Source organism: Fusobacterium sp. FSA-380-WT-3A (assembly GCF_012843705.1).
GTDB lineage: Bacteria > Fusobacteriota > Fusobacteriia > Fusobacteriales > Fusobacteriaceae > Fusobacterium_B.
Genome location: NZ_JABAFQ010000001.1, coordinates 259,230 through 275,983, shown reverse-complemented (window position 1 = coordinate 275,983; position 16,754 = coordinate 259,230). Strand labels below are relative to the sequence as shown.

16 protein-coding genes and 2 pseudogenes are annotated in these 16,754 nt (G+C 26.4%); 8 read left to right on the top strand and 10 right to left on the bottom strand.

Features of this window, described 5'->3' with window-relative positions:
- Positions 1–41: 41 nt before the first annotated feature.
- Positions 42–752, bottom strand: a complete 711-nt coding sequence (locus HF862_RS01345) for an NAD-dependent protein deacylase (protein ID WP_170186117.1) — start codon at positions 750–752, stop codon at positions 42–44.
- A gap of 142 nt (positions 753–894) precedes the next feature.
- On the opposite strand from HF862_RS01345, the gene kdsB reads away from it, so the two are divergent.
- Positions 895–1,632: a 3-deoxy-manno-octulosonate cytidylyltransferase gene (kdsB, locus tag HF862_RS01340; RefSeq protein WP_170186116.1), complete on the top strand. Its 738-nt coding sequence runs from the start codon at positions 895–897 to the stop codon at positions 1,630–1,632.
- A gap of 9 nt (positions 1,633–1,641) precedes the next feature.
- Positions 1,642–3,171: a SpoIID/LytB domain-containing protein gene (locus HF862_RS01335; RefSeq protein ID WP_170186115.1), complete on the top strand. Its 1,530-nt coding sequence runs from the start codon at positions 1,642–1,644 to the stop codon at positions 3,169–3,171.
- A gap of 231 nt (positions 3,172–3,402) precedes the next feature.
- On the opposite strand, the gene HF862_RS01330 is transcribed toward HF862_RS01335, so the two are convergent.
- Complete coding sequence (locus tag HF862_RS01330) at positions 3,403–5,103, bottom strand: DUF2207 domain-containing protein (protein WP_170186114.1); 1,701 nt, start codon at positions 5,101–5,103, stop codon at positions 3,403–3,405.
- Positions 5,084–5,638 carry a LemA family protein gene (locus HF862_RS01325; protein ID WP_170186113.1) on the bottom strand — a complete coding sequence of 185 codons (555 nt, stop codon included), beginning with the start codon at positions 5,636–5,638 and terminating at the stop codon, positions 5,084–5,086. Before HF862_RS01325 ends, HF862_RS01330 begins: the two co-directional genes overlap by 20 nt.
- 126 nt (positions 5,639–5,764) lie before the next feature.
- On the opposite strand from HF862_RS01325, the gene HF862_RS01320 reads away from it, so the two are divergent.
- The gene (locus HF862_RS01320) at positions 5,765–7,318 is read left to right on the top strand and encodes an ABC-F family ATP-binding cassette domain-containing protein (RefSeq protein WP_170186231.1); all 1,554 of its coding nucleotides are present in this window, start codon (positions 5,765–5,767) and stop codon (positions 7,316–7,318) included.
- A 112-nt stretch (positions 7,319–7,430) separates the two neighbouring features.
- Here HF862_RS01320 and HF862_RS01315 read toward each other — a convergent pair whose 3' ends face one another.
- On the bottom strand, positions 7,431–7,979 hold the full coding sequence (locus tag HF862_RS01315) for a DJ-1/PfpI family protein (protein ID WP_170186112.1): 549 nt from the start codon (positions 7,977–7,979) through the stop codon (positions 7,431–7,433).
- A 187-nt stretch (positions 7,980–8,166) separates the two neighbouring features.
- Between HF862_RS01315 and proC the strand changes: the two genes are divergently transcribed.
- Positions 8,167–8,973: a pyrroline-5-carboxylate reductase gene (gene proC, locus HF862_RS01310; RefSeq protein ID WP_170186111.1), complete on the top strand. Its 807-nt coding sequence runs from the start codon at positions 8,167–8,169 to the stop codon at positions 8,971–8,973.
- Between the two features lie 12 nt (positions 8,974–8,985).
- Positions 8,986–9,510, top strand: a complete 525-nt coding sequence (locus tag HF862_RS01305; RefSeq protein WP_170186110.1) for a gamma carbonic anhydrase family protein — start codon at positions 8,986–8,988, stop codon at positions 9,508–9,510.
- 57 nt (positions 9,511–9,567) lie between these two features.
- Here HF862_RS01305 and HF862_RS09985 read toward each other — a convergent pair whose 3' ends face one another.
- The 6 genes and pseudogenes from HF862_RS09985 to HF862_RS01280 all read right to left on the bottom strand — a co-directional run bounded on the left by HF862_RS09985 (position 9,568) and on the right by HF862_RS01280 (position 14,681).
- Positions 9,568–10,011 (bottom strand): arsenate reductase ArsC, encoded by a 444-nt coding sequence (locus tag HF862_RS09985; RefSeq protein WP_369694279.1) that lies wholly within the window; start codon positions 10,009–10,011, stop codon positions 9,568–9,570.
- Positions 9,997–10,506, bottom strand: a pseudogene (gene rnmV / locus HF862_RS09980) (ribonuclease M5); the annotation flags it as partial. The pseudogene rnmV and the gene HF862_RS09985, both read right to left, overlap by 15 nt.
- Positions 10,493–11,713 (bottom strand): annotated as a pseudogene (locus HF862_RS01295) (SAM-dependent methyltransferase). The pseudogenes HF862_RS01295 and rnmV, both read right to left, overlap by 14 nt.
- 82 nt (positions 11,714–11,795) lie before the next feature.
- Complete coding sequence (locus tag HF862_RS01290; protein WP_170186109.1) at positions 11,796–12,341, bottom strand: Fe-S-containing hydro-lyase; 546 nt, start codon at positions 12,339–12,341, stop codon at positions 11,796–11,798.
- Positions 12,342–12,353: 12 nt separating this feature from the next.
- Complete coding sequence (locus HF862_RS01285) at positions 12,354–13,196, bottom strand: fumarate hydratase (RefSeq protein WP_170186108.1); 843 nt, start codon at positions 13,194–13,196, stop codon at positions 12,354–12,356.
- A 132-nt stretch (positions 13,197–13,328) separates the two neighbouring features.
- Entirely contained in the window at positions 13,329–14,681 is a 1,353-nt protein-coding gene (locus HF862_RS01280) for a hemolysin family protein (protein WP_170186107.1), read from the bottom strand.
- 215 nt (positions 14,682–14,896) lie between these two features.
- Between HF862_RS01280 and HF862_RS01275 the strand changes: the two genes are divergently transcribed.
- The 3 genes from HF862_RS01275 (at position 14,897) to HF862_RS01265 (ending at position 16,749) form a co-directional block, all read left to right on the top strand.
- Positions 14,897–15,043, top strand: a complete 147-nt coding sequence (locus HF862_RS01275) for a hypothetical protein (protein ID WP_170186106.1) — start codon at positions 14,897–14,899, stop codon at positions 15,041–15,043.
- Positions 15,044–15,113: 70 nt separating this feature from the next.
- Positions 15,114–15,605 carry a PTS glucose transporter subunit IIA gene (locus tag HF862_RS01270; protein WP_170186105.1) on the top strand — a complete coding sequence of 164 codons (492 nt, stop codon included), beginning with the start codon at positions 15,114–15,116 and terminating at the stop codon, positions 15,603–15,605.
- 82 nt (positions 15,606–15,687) lie between these two features.
- Positions 15,688–16,749, top strand: a complete 1,062-nt coding sequence (locus HF862_RS01265) for a M42 family metallopeptidase (RefSeq protein WP_170186104.1) — start codon at positions 15,688–15,690, stop codon at positions 16,747–16,749.
- Positions 16,750–16,754: the final 5 nt, after the last annotated feature.

The following is a 16,754-nucleotide window of genomic DNA, read 5'->3' as shown; positions in this document are numbered from 1 at the left end:
TCAAGTGGAAAAATTAAAAAATAAAGGAAATAGAAATAAAATTATTTAAGAATATTCATTATTTCTTTCATAACGTTTGCAAATTTTTCTCTTATAACTATATTTGCTATTCCATCTTGTGAAGTAGGAGTTTCATTAATTATTATAAGATTGTTTCCCTTAAAATAATTTATATAATAAGCTGCAGGATAAACAGTTAAACTTGTTCCAACTATTATTAGAGTATCAGCTTTTTTAATTTCTTTTATAGCATTTTCAGTTACAACTTCATCAAGCATTTCACCATAAAGAGTTACTTGAGGCCTCACAGTGCCACCACAAGAACATTTAAAATCCTCATTAGATTTTTTACCACAGTTTAGACAATACCATTTTTTTAAAGTTCCATGAAGTTCTAAAACATTTTTACTTCCTGCTTCTTGATGCAAATTATCAATATTTTGAGTAATAACAGCTTTTAATTTTCCTAATTTTTCAAGTTCAGCTAATGCTTTGTGACCAAAATTTGGTTTTATTCCATCTATAGAAAGTTTTTCCTTTAGATATCTATTAAAAATATCTCTGTGAGCAAAAAAGAAATCATGGCTAAGAATTTCCTCAGGCTCATATCCCATAAAATTTCTATTATTGTAAAGACCATTTTTTCCTCTAAAATCAGCAAGTCCAGAATCAGTAGAGGCTCCAGCTCCTGTAAAAGCAACAATATAATTACTATTTTTTATAATTTCAGCAAATTTTTTTATATTTTCCATAAAATCCTCCCTGTATAGTATTTTATATAATAATTATACTATAAAAATTTGGATTTTATAAATTTATTTTTTACATTAATTTGAAAATATGATACAATTTTAGTAGCGTATAAAATAATTTTATATCATAGGAGGAATAAAAGTGAAATTTTTAGGAGTAATACCAGCTCGTTATGGTTCAAGTAGATTAGAAGGAAAACCTTTAAAAGATATATGTGGTCATACAATGATAGAATGGGTGTATAAAAGAGTTAAAAATTCAGATTTAGATGATGTTATAGTAGCTACTGATGATAAAAGAATTTATGATGAAGTAGTTAAATTTGGTGGAAAAGCTATTATGACTAGAGAGGACCATCCTAATGGAACAAGTAGAATAGCAGAAGTTTGTGAAAAAATAACTGATGTAGATGTGATTATAAATATTCAAGGTGATGAGCCATTAATAGAAAAAGATATGATTAATTCTTTAATAGATGCTTTTAAAAAAGAACCTCAATTAGAAATGGGAACTTTAAAATTTAAACTTGATAATCAAGAGGATATAGAAAATCCTAATAGTGTAAAAGTTATTACAGATAAAAATGATTATGCTATATATTTTTCAAGGTCAGTAATTCCATATCCAAGAAATAAAAATAAAGATATCTATTATAAACATGTGGGAATTTATGGATATAAAAGAAAGTTTGTAATGGAATATTCTCAATGGGAGCAAACACCACTTGAGATTTCTGAATCATTAGAGCAATTAAGAGTTTTAGAAAATGGTCATAAAATAAAAGTCTTAGAAACTCAACATAAAATTATAGGTGTTGACACTGTGGAAGAATTAGAAAGAGTTAGAGAATATATTAAAAAGAATAATGTTACATTATAAGGAGAACTAATGAAAAAATATATTTTAAGTTTTTTTACTTTGGTTATTATGATATTTTATGTAGGGTGTGGAAATAAAAAATCTTCTACTCATTATAGACCAAGTTATAATCAAAATGTTGGTAGGGATGGAAGAATTTCATATTTTTCAAAGTATGGATATCCAACACCAGATGTCACTTATACAGATAATTTTCCATATTTAAGAGATAGTAGCCATTTAACAAATGGAAGATTTATTGGAAAATCAGAAAAAGATTTTATAATGTTTTTTAGAAATTCTAAAATGCAAGGATATGGAGATAATTCAAGTTATTGGAGATGGACTTATGAAATTGATTCTTCTGACTATGCAAAAAGTATTAATAAAGTTTTACCTACAATAAATAAATCTTTTGTATTTACTTTAGAAAAAAATAGATGGGTTAGAAAACCTATAAAATCTAATCCTGTAGGAAGATTAAAAGATATTATTGTTTTAGAAAGAGGAAAATCAGGAGTTATTACTTATCTTTTAATAAAAGGAAGTAATGGAGAGTATCTTTTAAGAGGGGAATATACAATAAGAAAAGTTTTAGGTTTAGCAAAATATAATGTAGGAAAAAAAGTAGAACTAAAACTTGCAAAAGGTGGAGATAGAAAATATACTTCAACAAAATATAATCCACCACTATTACCATCAGGATTTTTTGCTATAGAGAAAAAAGGTGGAGATTTTGTAGTTTATGGTGGAGGATTTGGGCATGGTTCCGGTATGAGCCAATATGGAGCTTACGACTTAAGTAAAAATTATGGAAAAAATTTTAAAGAAATCTTGAATTTTTATTATAAAGATATAGAAATAAAAAATATGTATTCTTTACCTGGAGTTGGAAGAGAGATAAGAATAGGACTTACTACAAGTAATATGTCTAGTCTTAATCATGAAGTAGTTACAATAAAAACTGATGCTAAATCAGACCTTGTAAATAGTTGGATGAGAATTACTTTAAAAAAAGGTGATGAAGTAAAAATAGTTCCTAAATCGTCAAAGATGTATGTCTACATAAATGGAAAAAAGAGAGCTGAAACAAAAGAAAAAGTAGAACTTAGAAGTTCTAACAATAGATTTACTATAACTTCTATAAGAAGAGCTCATAAAAATCCAACATATAGAGGAACTTTAGAGGTAAAATTATCACAAACTGCTTCTAGTAGACTTAATCTTATCAATGAAGTCTTTATAGAAGATTATTTATTGCAAGTTGTACCTAGTGAAATGCCAAGAAGTTTTGGTATTGAAGCTTTAAAAGCTCAAGCTGTGGCAGCTAGAACTTATGCTCTTAGTGACTACTTAAAAGGTAGATACAGAGCTCAAGGTTTTCATGTAACAGACAATACAATGTCCCAAGTTTATAATAACACACATGAAAATCCAGAAACAAGAGAAGCAGTTAAAAAAACATATGGATTAGTTATGTTATATAAAGGTAAACCAATAGATGCAAAATATTATTCTACAAGTTGTGGCTTTGGAGCTTCAGCTGTAACAGTATGGTAAAATAAAAAGGTTCATTACATTGTAATGAACCTTTTTTATATAAAACTCCCCTGCCAAGGAATTATATTATATATCTTTTTTTTATAATAGTAAAGAAAATATTACAAAAAATAAAAGAAACTGTGACCGGCTAATATCACAGTTTCTACCATTTCTTATATTTAAAAGGAAAGGTCTTATGAACAAATTCATTATATTAAAACATTATGTCAGAAGTGTGGCATATAAGTTTTACCAACTTCCTCCACCTCCACCTCCTGCTCCTCCTCCAGAAGAACCACCACTAGAAGAAGAACGACCACCACCAAAATTAGTTGAAGATTTAGGAGATGAAAGCATAGAATTATTTAATGAATTCAAAGAATTATTAAATCTTCCCATAAAATGGGAAAATACAAATACATCATTTGTTGAATTTGTATTATACCAAGTAGGAGGAGCAGTAACTAAATCTTTAAATTTATTAGCCCATATATCACTTACTCCTAATACAATAGCATAAGGTAAAATATCATAAAAATAATTTGGATTTTCTTCTAAAAGCATTTCTAATTTATCTTTTTCAGTAACTTCTAAAAATTTCTTAAATCCACGACATCTACCTAGAATTTTATTACCATATTCTGAGCGTACTCTAAGTTTTCTAGAAAGTTTTTCAAGTAATGCAGAAGTTATAATAGTGGCTATAAAGAATAAGATAACATTAGGAAAATTTCCATCACTAAAAGTACTAATAAGAATAAAAGTAGAAAGCATAGTTACAGGAATTAAAAAAGTTATTTTTCTAGTATTTGTTTTATTTTCTTTAGAATATAGTGTTTTCTTATTTTTTATTAAATCTATTTGAAAAATATCACTTGTTTTTTCCATATAAATATAGAATTCATTTCTTAACTCTGAAATATTTACTATATTTCCATTTGCAAAGGCAAATAAACTATCAAATAAATATCTTTCAAAAGTTTTATCAGTTTCTATATCTTTTAATTTTTCTAAAAAGATTTGTTTTCTATTAAATAATCTACCAGTCTCCTTTTCGATTATTGAGAGATAACCTTTATCACCCCAATAGAAAATCATACTAGTCAAATCTTTTGCATCAACTGAACCATCTATATAATAACCTACTTCAGTAGGAGTAAGATTATCTGGTGGATAAAATTCAACTGTTTCAATAACTTTTAATTCTTTTTTATTTTTCTTATAAATATAGAAAGCAATAAATAATATTATAGGATAAATTCCAAATAAAAGGAATTTTCCGACAGAATAAATTATATTATTTAAATAGTAAAATATTTTACTACTACCAATATCAAAATAGCCATTTTCTAGAGGGATAGCCAATGTAAGACTATCATAAGGAGATAATGATGAAGTTGTATATCCATATATTGTATTACCTTTTACTTGCCAATATACTCCATTAGATGTTGTATTACCTCTAGACCCAGAAGTAAAAGAAATTTTGTTTATATCAAATGGTTTTGGTAATGTCACAGAAAATTCAACTTTTTTTATAGTTGTATTCCAATCATTACCAATTAGATTATAATAAACTTCATCATATTCATTTGTTTTATCCCAACCAAGATTGTGATTAAAATAAATTTTATAATCTTTTATACCTGTTATGTATTTATTAGGGTCTCCAAGTCTAATGAAAGTAGTATCATCACTTTCTTTTATAAGAGATTTTTCATTAACTTTTATATCTGTAACTTTAATAGTCCTTCCGTTGTATTTAGTAGGAATTTTTCTATATAATCCTCTACTAGGTCTTAAAAAATTAGCTTGTATTTCCTCTTCAATTTTATATACATTTTTTTCAGTTATATTTATATTGATTTTATAATTATCTATAACATAGTTATTACTACCAAAGGATATTGTAAATAAAATAAAAAATATACTAGAAACTAATTTTAACATTTTCTTTCTCCTTACTATCTTCTATATTAAAGAATGGATATTTTTTAAATCCAAAGATATTAGCAATGAAAACATTAGGAAAAGTTTCACAATAAGTATTATAATTTCTTACACTGCCATTATAATATTTTCTAGCTTGTAAAATGTCCTCTTCAATTTTTGTAATTTCTCCTTGAAGAGATAAAAAATTTGTATTAGCTTTTAAATCAGGATAAGATTCTTGCAATGCGAATAATTTTCCTAAAGTCCCAGCTATCATATTTTCATTTTCTATTTTGTCATTCATATTTGTACAGCTCATATATTTATTTCTTGCAGCTATAACTTTTTCTAAAGTTTCTCCTTCATAATCCTTATATCCTTTTACAGTAGCTACTAAATTAGGAATAAGGTCATATCTTTTTTTCAAATAAGCATCTATTGTAGAAAAAGCTTCTTCTACAAAATTTTTCTCTTTTACTAATTTGTTATAAATTCCAATTAGAATAAAAGCAATAATAACAATTAGTAAAATAATAATACCTAAAAAAATCATAGTAAGTCCTCCTTGTATATTGATAATATAATTATACTATATTTTTATAAAAATAAAAATAATTAATGAAAAAAACTAAAAAGTATGATAAAATAATAAATTGTAGAGTTTTTAATTTTGGAGGAAATAATGATATTAGAAGTAACAAATGTTAGTCATGGATATGGAGCGAGGACTATTTTAGAAAATGCTTCTTTTAGACTTTTAAAAGGAGAACACGTAGGACTTGTTGGAGCAAATGGAGAGGGAAAAACAACATTTTTAAATATTATAACAGGAGAACTTGTTCCTGATGAAGGAAAAGTTACTTGGTGTAATCACATTACAACAGGATATCTTGACCAATATAGTACTTTAGAAAAGGGAAAAACAATTAGAGATATATTAAGAAGTGCTTTTGACCACATGTTTGAATTAGAAAAAGAAATGATGGGACTATATGATAAAATGGGAGATTGTTCAGCAGAAGAAATGGATTCTTTGATGGAAGAAGTTGGAGAAATTCAAAGTATATTAGAAAGTGGAGATTTTTATTCTCTTGATTCTAAAATAGAAGAATATGCAGCAGGTCTTGGACTTATGGATATAGGACTTGATAGAGATGTTACAGAATTATCAGGTGGACAAAGAGCAAAAATTTTATTAACAAAAGTTTTATTAGAAAATCCTATGATACTTATACTAGATGAGCCTACAAACTTTTTAGATGAAAATCATATTATGTGGCTTAAAAATTTCTTAAAAAATTATGAAAATGCTTTTATTCTTGTTTCTCATGATATACCTTTCTTAAATGAAGTAGTAAATGTTATTTATCATGTAGAAAATGCTGAACTTACCCGTTATACTGGAGATTATTATCAATTTAAAGAGATGTATGAGTTAAAGAAAAGACAAATTGAACAAGCATATAAAAAGCAACAAAAAGAAATTGCTCATTTAAAAGATTTTATTGCTAGAAATAAAGCTCGTGTAGCCACTACAAATCTTGCAAAAGACCGTCAAAGAAAATTAGATAGAATGGATATAATTGAAATTGCTAGAGAAAAACCAAAACCAACTTTCCAATTTAAAGAGGCTCGTACTCCAAGTAGAGAAGTTGTAACAGTTAAAGACTTAGTGATAGGATACAATGAAGCTTTAACTAGACCACTTAATTTTACTATAGAGAGAAATCAAAAGATAGCTATAAAGGGAGTTAATGGACTTGGAAAATCCACATTGCTGAAAACAATCCTTGGAAAATTAAAACCATTTTCAGGAGAAGTTGAGCATGGACAATTTTTAGAAATTGGATATTTTCAACAAGAAGAAAATATTTCTGGAATAACAGCATTAGATTATATTTGGAATTTATATCCTAGTATGACAAATCAAGAAGCAAGAGCTGCACTTGCTAAATGTGGACTCACAAGAGACCATATTACAAGTCAAGTACAAGTTTTGTCTGGAGGAGAAAATGCAAAAGTTCGTTTATGTAAATTGATGCTACAAAATATAAATTTCTTAGTACTTGACGAACCTACTAATCATTTAGATGTAGAAGCTAAAGATGAATTGAAAAGAGCATTACAAGAGTTTAAAGGAACAATAGTTTTAGTAAGTCATGAGCCAGAATTTTATAATGATATAGCTACTGAAGTTTGGAATGTAGAAGATTGGACAACAAAAATAGTTTAAAAATATAAAATTTTATAAACAATAAAAATATTAATTAAAAAATAAAAAAGTCTGTAGAATTATTTTTAATAATTTTTACAGACTTTTATTATTTAAAATGATTTTATAAAAATTAATCTTTTATAGTAAGTGCTTTTTTAATATCAGCAACTTTTTCAGGAACAAGATAGTTTACAAGAGCAAGGCCCATATCAACAGAATATCCAGCTCCACTACCTGTAATAAGATTTCTATCTGCTACAATTGGTTTATCAATAATATTACATTTTTCTCCAACTAAATCATAACAACCAAAATGTAAAGTAATATTTTTTCCATCTATAATTCCAGCTCTAGCAAGACTAGAAGGAGCTCCACAAATAGCACCAACTAATTTATTATTTTCTAAATAATATTTTCCAAGTTCCATAGCTTTTTGAGATTTTAGTAGATTTTCATATCCTGGATATCCACCAGGGAAATATATTCCATCTCCATCTTTAAATTCTCCATCAAAAATTTTATCAGCCATAACTTTTATATTGTGAGAAGACACAACTTCAAGATTATTATTAAGAGATAAAGTAATAACTTCTATTCCAGCTCTTCTCATAATATCTACAGGAGCAAGTGCTTCTATAACTTCAAAACCATCAGCAAGTAAAACATAAACTTTTTTCATAATTATTCCTCCTAAGTAAATAATTTAATCTAATTTAATTATATCAGAATAAAAAATAAAAGTCTAATTTTATTTAGTCCGATAAAATTATATAATATATTATTTTTTATTCTAGTTAAAAAAAATAAAAAATGGTATAATACTATTGCTAATTTTTAAAATTAAATTTAATTTTAAGGAGGATTTCATGGAAAAAATAATTGGATTTATTGGTGGAGGAAATATGGGATATGCTATTGGAGGTGGAATAATCGCTTCTAATATTGTACCTAAAGAAAGTATTATTTATTCAGATCCATCAAGTGAAAGATTAAAAAAATTATATAATGATTTAGGAGTAAAAACTTCAAATTCAAATTTACTTGTAGCTAATGAATCAGATATATTATTTTTAGCAGTAAAACCTGATATGTATCCAGAAGTTATTAATGAAATAAAAGATTATATTAAAAAAGATGTAATCATAATCACTATAGCAGCAGGAATAAAATTAGAAAAATCAAAAGAATTATTTGGAAAAGATGTAAAAATTATAAGAATAATGCCAAATACTCCAGCTCTTGTAAAAGAAAGTATGACTGCCGTTATGCCTAATGAATTTATAACAAAAGAGGAGTTAGATGAAGCACTTTTATTACTTAATGCTTTTGGAAAAACAGAAGTTGTAAGTGAAAAATTAATAGATGGGGTAATAGCTGTAAGTGGTTCTTCTCCAGCTTATATTTTTATGCTGATAGAAGCTATGGGAGATGCTGCTGTTTCTAGTGGAATACCAAGAAAAATGGCTTATAAATTTGCTGCTCAAGCTGTATTAGGTTCAGCAAAAATGGTTTTAGAAACTGGAATGCATCCTGGAGAATTAAAAGATATGGTATGCTCTCCAAAAGGAACTACTATTGAAGCAGTAGAAAAATTAGAAGAATGTGGATTTAGAAATGCTATTATTCAAGGAATGAAAGCTTGTGAAAAAAAATCAAAAGAGATGTCTAAATAAAGAGGAGGAATAATGTTATTTAAACTAGGAAATAATATACCTAAAATTGGAGAAAAAGTTTTTATAGCTGATACAGCTAGAATAATTGGAAATGTAAATGTACAAGATAATGTTTCTATTTGGTATGGAGCAGTTTTAAGAGGAGATATTTTATATATTGAAATAGGTGAAGGAAGTAATATACAAGAAGGAACTACTGTTCATGGAGAACATAATGCTGATGTAGTTATTGGAAAGAATGTAACTATTGGTCATAATTGTTTAATACATGGAGCAAAAATAGGAGACAATTCTTTAATTGGAATGGGAACTATTATAACAGATAATGTAGAAATTCCAAAAAATTGTTTTGTATCTTCAAGAGCTTTAGTAACTTCAAAAATTGGAAAAATTGAAGAAGGAAGTTTTATAAAAGGAAATCCTGCTAAAGTAGTTGGAAAAATATCAGAAGAACAATTAAAAATGATGATAGCAACTTGCAAATCATATCAAGATAAAAAAGATTTATTTCTTGAAACTTTAGAAGAAATTAAATAAAAGTTAAAAATAAATTATATAAAAAAGGCTGTTACTATTACAGCCTTTTTTGTTTTTTTATAAAAGATTTTTTTCTATTCTCTCTTTAAGGGAAAGTATTTTTTCTTCAATAAGTTTTATTGTTTTGTAAAATTCCTCTTTAGATTTCCCACTAGGGTCTTCTAATCCCCAATCCTCTCTGTATTCACAAGGCAAATAAGGACAATTTACATTACAACCCATAGTTATAACTATATCTACATTTGGAATATCAGAAAGAAGTTTAGATTTTTGTCCCTCTTCTTCCATATGTATATTGTATATTTCTTTAAGATATTTTACAGCATCTTGATTAATTTGATTTTTTATCTCAGTTCCAGCACTATAACTTTCAAAAACATCATTTCCATATAATTTTCCTAATGCTTCAGCTATTTGACTTCTACAAGAATTGTGGACACATACAAAGGCAACTTTTTTCTTTTTAAAAGATTTTACAGCATTTTCAAATTCTTCTCTAATAATTCCATAATTATTTAATTTTGATAAAAGTTGTTTTCCATTAGAATATCCTATACCAAGTTTTTCTCCAAGTTTCTCTCTGTAAAACTTAGAATTTTTATGTCCTGTAAGATTATTTTCTATAAGGTCGTTAACAGTAAAAATTTTACTAGCTTCAACAGTTTCACATTTGGCCATTTCAAGAGCTCTTATAATAGCTTCAGGAGAAGCATTTTCTACTCCAATATCTCCATCTTTTTTTCCTTCCCATCTATTTATATAAGCTTGTTTTGCTAAAGGAAAACGAGATTTTATAATTCTTCTAATTTGCAATCCAGCAAAATCTGGGTCAGTTAATATTATAATTCCCCTATTTTCATAAGCCTTCTGTATTCTTTCAAGATTTTTTTTGACTGAAAATCCATGAACAGCTATAACTTCAGCATTAACAGCTCTTTTTACAGCTGTTATATCATCTCTTCCCTCTACAACAATAATCTCTTTAATTATTTTCATTTTTTACCTCTTTAATTTTAAAATAAGGTCTTAATAAGGTATCTAATAGTGGTTCAATACCTAAAAAGTTTTTATAATTTTCATATTCTATTAATTTTTTTTCTAAAATTTTCTCATTAGTTTTATCTACAATTCCTCTTATAAGAATATTTTTTGGAGTATGCTCCATATCTATAAATTCCATTACTTGAGTTTTATACCCACAAAGTTCTAAAGCTTGAGCTCTGAAAGCATCAGTTGCTATTGAAGCAAATTTTTCTAAAAGAATTCCATGTTTTCCTATAGGATTGAAGTTAGAATAAAATTCACTTTTTTTATTAGAACTCATTTTTTGATTAAATTCATGTTGACAACATGGAACAGCTAAAATAGCTTTTGCATTTAATTCTAAACCTTTTAATAAAGAATAATCAGTAGCGTTATTACAAGCATGAAGAGAAAAAATCATATCCACATTTTTTAATTTATCAAAATCTTTTATATCTCCTGTTAAAAATTCTAAATTTTCAAGATTTAATTCTTTTGCTACTTTATTACAATATTCTATGACATCTTTTTTTAAATCAAGTCCTATAACTTCAAAAGTCATATTTTGAATATTTTTTTAATAGTGGTGTAAAGCAAAAGTAAGATAAGATTTTCCACAACCAAAGTCTATAGCTTTAATATGATTTTCTATAAGTTTTTTACTTTTTAATTCTTTTATAGTATCATCTATAAATTCCAAATATTTATTAATTTGTCTAAACTTATCATAGGAATTTTTAAAAACTTTTCCATCTTCACTCATAATTCCCAATTTAATTAAAAAAGGAATTCTAGTCCCCTCTTCTAATATATATTTTTTAGTTTTATTGTGAGATAAAGAACAAACCTCTTTTTCGTTAGTAACTTTTTTTACATTAAAATCTTTTTTTCCACGGATAATTTGAATATCACTATTTTTTGTAAATATCATATACTGATAAAAATTATCTACAATTTTTTGTAATTTTTTATTTGTTTCTTCTATAGTTATATTTTCATGATAAGCTTTATTATTTTTAAATTGCTCAAATTGATATAAAAAATTATTTTTTATAATTAAAGGTTTAACTATGATTTTACTATATTCATAATCTCCTTTCATATTTGAAAAAATACATCTCACTATATTTTTATTTTCAAACTCTTCTTTTAAAAGAGAAAGAATTTTTTCTTCTGACATTTTCATAAAAAAATACTCCTTGAATTTTTATTATCAAAGAGTATTTTATCATGGGAATTATTATCTGTCTAGAGAAAAATATTTATTCTCTATTCCATTTACTTTGTCCCTCTTTATATAAATCATTTCCATAAACATCATTTATAACTACTACTGGAAAATCTACAACTTCCAATTTTCTAATAGCTTCAGCTCCTAAATCCTCATAGGCTATAAGTTCAGCTTTTTTTATAGCTTTAGAAAGTAAAGCTCCAGCTCCTCCAATAGCTCCAAAATATACAGCTCCATATTTTTTTATAGAATCAATTACTTCAGTAGAACGTCCACCTTTTCCAATCATTCCTCTTAATCCATTTTCTATAAGAAGAGGAGCATATGGGTCCATTCTATAACTAGTAGTTGGTCCTGCACTTCCTATAACTTGCCCAGGTTTTGGTGGAGTTGGCCCCACATAAAATATCGCTTGATTTTTTAACTCAATAGGAAGCTTTTCTCCTTTTTTTATAAGCTCAACAAGTCTTTTGTGGGCAGCATCTCTAGCTGTATATATAGTTCCTGTTAAAAAAACAGTATCTCCTATTTTTAATTTTTTTAAATCATCTTCATTAAAAGGTACAGTTAATTTCATATTTTTCATCTCCTAAATTATAACAGATTTATGTCTAGCTACATGACAATTAATATTAATAGCTACTGGCATAGAGGCAATGTGACAAGGAAAACTATTAACTTTTACAGCAAGAGCTGTATTTATTCCTCCAATTCCCATAGCTCCAACTCCTGTTTTATTTACAAGCTCTAAAATTTCTTTTTCAAGTCTAGCATCTATTGGATTAGAACTTTCATCATCTAAATCTCTAAGTAAAGCTTCTTTTGCTAGTAAAGCAGCTTTTTCAAATGTTCCTCCAAGTCCAATTCCTATAACTATAGGTGGACAAGGGTTTCCTCCAGCATTTTTTACAAAATCAACTATAAATTTTTTAATTCCCTCTTCTCCGTCAGCAGGTTTCATCATTTTAACTGTACTCATATTTTCAGAACCTCCACCTTTTGGAGCCATAATTATTTTTACTTTATCTGAATTTGGAATAAGTTTTGTATGAATTATAGCAGGAGTATTATCTTTTGTATTAACTCTATCTATAGGATGTCTTACAGCTGATTTTCTAAGATATCCATTTTCATATCCTCTTCTTACTCCCTCATTTATAGCTTCATATATATCTCCATTTATTTTTACTTCAGTCCCTATTTCTAAGAAAATTACTGCAAGTCCTGTATCTTGACAAATAGGTAAATTTTCTTCAAAAGCAATTTTATCATTTTCTATAATTTGTCCTAATATAGTTTTTGCTACTTCTGATTCTTCTGTTTCATAAGCACTTTTTAATTTTTTTAAAACATCTTCTCCAATATAATAATTAGCTTCTATACATAGTCTTTCAACTTCTTTTGTGACTACTTCTAAACTTATCTCTCTCATGGTCTACCCTCCATAATTAATATTTTTTATTTTAACACAAAAATATAAAAAATAAAAGTCATAGAAATTTTTATAAAAATTAAAAAATAAAAGAGATGTTACTTAATAGTAACATCTCTTACCATATATATTTTATTCATCATCTTCTTCTATATCGTCATCTTGACTTTTTTCAATATGGTGAATAGTAATTTTTATTTTATCAATACACTTTTCTTTTACACCTAAAATTTCAAAAGATATATTTTTATAATCTATTGATAATTTTTCATTTTCTTCTGGAATTTTTCCAAGTAAATCTATAACAAATCCTGATACAGTATCAAATTCCTCATTATCAAATTTTAAATCTAACTCATAATTTAAATTATCCATAGAATAAAGACCATCTACTATATAATTATCTTCATCTATTTTCTCTAATTTAGGTTCTGCTTCATCATGGACTTCTTCTATAGACCCCATAATCTCTTCGATTAAATCTTCCATAGTTACTATACCAGAAAATCCACCATATTCATCTATAAGTAAAGCTATAAAAACTTTTTTCTCTTGGAATTCTTTAAATAAAACATCTATGTTTTTATTTTCAAGAATGAAATATGGTTTTTGCATAATATCTCTAATGTTTACATTTTCAAAACCTTTTAGTCTAGCTTCTATTATAAAATCTTTTATATACAAAACTCCTATGATATTATCTTTATCTTCTTCATATATTGGAACTCTTGAATGACGAGTTTCTAATAATTCATCAATATACTCACTTAAAGGTTCGTTAATATCTATACAATATACACTTTTTCTTGGTGTCATAACTTCTCTAGCACATTTGTCATCAAAAGACAATACTGAAGTTATCATCTCTTTTTCTGTTTCATTAAATACACCATGTTTTTGTCCAATTTCTATTAAAGATTTAATTTCCTCTTCTGAAACTCTCTCTTCCATATCCTTTAAATTCATTCCTAATACTTTTAATACAAAATTTGTAGAGAAAGATAGAAGTTTTATAAAAGGTAAAACTATCTTTGAAATTAAATATACAACTCTTACAGCAAATAGACTCATGGTTTCAGCTTTTTGTAAAGCCACTCTTTTAGGAACTAATTCACCAAATACCAAAGTAAAGAATGATAAAGTAATAGTTACAAGAATAAGAGCTATTTCTTTACTATACGGCACATTAAATATTATAAGCCAATCAGCAACAATATAAGAAAAATTTGTAGCTGCTGAAGCACTGGCAAAAAATCCTGATAAAGTAATAGCTACTTGAATTGTTGATAAAAAGTTTGTTGGCTCTTCTAAAAGTTTTAGAATAAGTTTTGCCCTCTTATCTCCTTTTTCAGCTATCATGTTAATTTTATTTTTATTAACAGATACCATAGCCATCTCTGTACAAGCAAAAAAAGCATTAACCAAAGTTAAAAACACTAAAAATAATAAATTTGAAATTATCTGTCCTGACGTGGGAACTTCCATTTAAAACCTCCTAAAAATAATTTATCTGTTGATATGATATCATATTCTTTAAATAAAAACAAGTGTCATTTCATTTAGAAAATAAATGCTTGTATTGAAAACTATAAAAAAAGTTGATTTTTAGAAATTTTATTGTATAATAGTACTAAGATGATATTTTTTATCACTTATATTCACATAAAAATTTACTCAAATTTAAAAGGAGTGTGTATACTATGATGATAATCAATAAGAAAAAAGAGATTGTAAAAAAAATAATAAAACAATATGAGGAAGAAAAAGCTTTGAGAGAAAGTTTATATCCTAAAAAAATAGAAGATGATTTCCAAAAATATAGAGATTATATAAAAAGATGTAGATAACTATTGAATTATTTTTAATAATGTGTAATAATATTACTATAACAATAAAATAAATAAAGGAGAATTGAAAATGGGATTTTTTGATTTTTTAAAAGGTAAAAAAAATAGTAAAGTTGTAGAAATTTACTCACCACTTGCAGGAAAAGTTATTCCTTTAGAAGAAGTTCCTGATGAAGCATTTTCACAAAAAATGATAGGAGATGGATGTGCTATAGACCCATTACCAGGTGCTATTTACTGTCCTGCTGATGGAGAAGTTGATATATTTGAAACTAACCATGCTATTAGTGTTGAAACTCCTAGTGGATTAGAATTAATAGTACACTTTGGTGTAGATACTGTAAAATTAGATAAAAAAGGATTAACTAGAGTTGGAGAATTAGGAGGAAATAAAAAAGGAACTAAATTAGTTGAATATGATTTAGACTTTATAAAAGCTAATGCCCCATCAGTAAAAACTCCTATTATAATTACAAGTATGGATATGGTTGAATCTATAGAAGTTGTAGCAAAAGGAGATGTACAACCTGGAGATTTATTAATGAGAGTTACTTTAAAATAAATTTTAAAATAGCTTTTCAAAAGAAGAATCATTTTTTTCTGATTCTTCTTTTTTTAATCAATATAAGCAAAAGGGGATAAGTGTGGACAGTATAGATTTAATAAAAAAATTAAGTGATGTTGAAGGAATATCTGGATTTGAAGATAATGTTTTAGAAGTTATAAAAGATGAAATGAAAAATTTTTATAATATAGAAAAAGATTCTATGAATAATTTATATATAAATAATATTCTTCCAGAAGAAAGAAAAAAACCTGTAATTATGTTAGAAGCTCATTCAGATGAAGTTGGTTTTATGATTCAATCAATAGAAGGAAATGGACTTTTAAAATTTATTCCAATAGGTGGATGGAGTTCTCAACAAGTACAAGCCCATAAAGTAAAGATACAAAATTCTGAAGGAAAATATATAAATGGGATAATATCTTCTGTGCCACCTCATTTTTTAAAAAATGATGGAAAAACAGAAATTAAAGATATGTTTATAGATATTGGAGCTTTTTCATATGAAGAAGTTAAAGAAATTTATAAAATTGAAATAGGTGCTCCTGTTATTCCAAATGTAGTTTGTGAATATAATGAAATTTCAAAATTATTTTTAGGAAAAGCTTTTGATGATAGAATAGGTTGTGCTATAATTACAGAAGTAATGAAAGATATAAAAAATGAAAATTTAAATGTGGATGTTGTAGGAGTTATATCTTCTCAAGAGGAAGTTGGTTTAAGAGGAGCTATAGTTAGTTCTCAAAAAGCTTTACCTAATGTTGCAATAGTTTTAGAAGGTCCTCCTGCTGACGATACTTTTAGAAATAAATATACAAGTCAAGGTGGAATTGGAAAAGGAGTTCAAATAAGACATATAGACCCTACAATGATAGCCAATCCAAGACTTGTAAAATTTATAAAAGATATTGCTAAAAAATATAATATAAAATATCAAGAAACTGTTAGAGAAAGTGGTGGAACTAATGCTGGAAAAATTCATTTAGAAAATTTAGGAATTCCAACAATAGTTTTAGGTGTACCTGTAAGATATGCTCATTCTCATCATAATTTTGTATCATTAAATGATTATCAAGAAACTGTAAAGTTAGTTAAAGCTCTAATAAAAGAATTAAATGAAAATATTATTAAAAATTTTTAAATTAG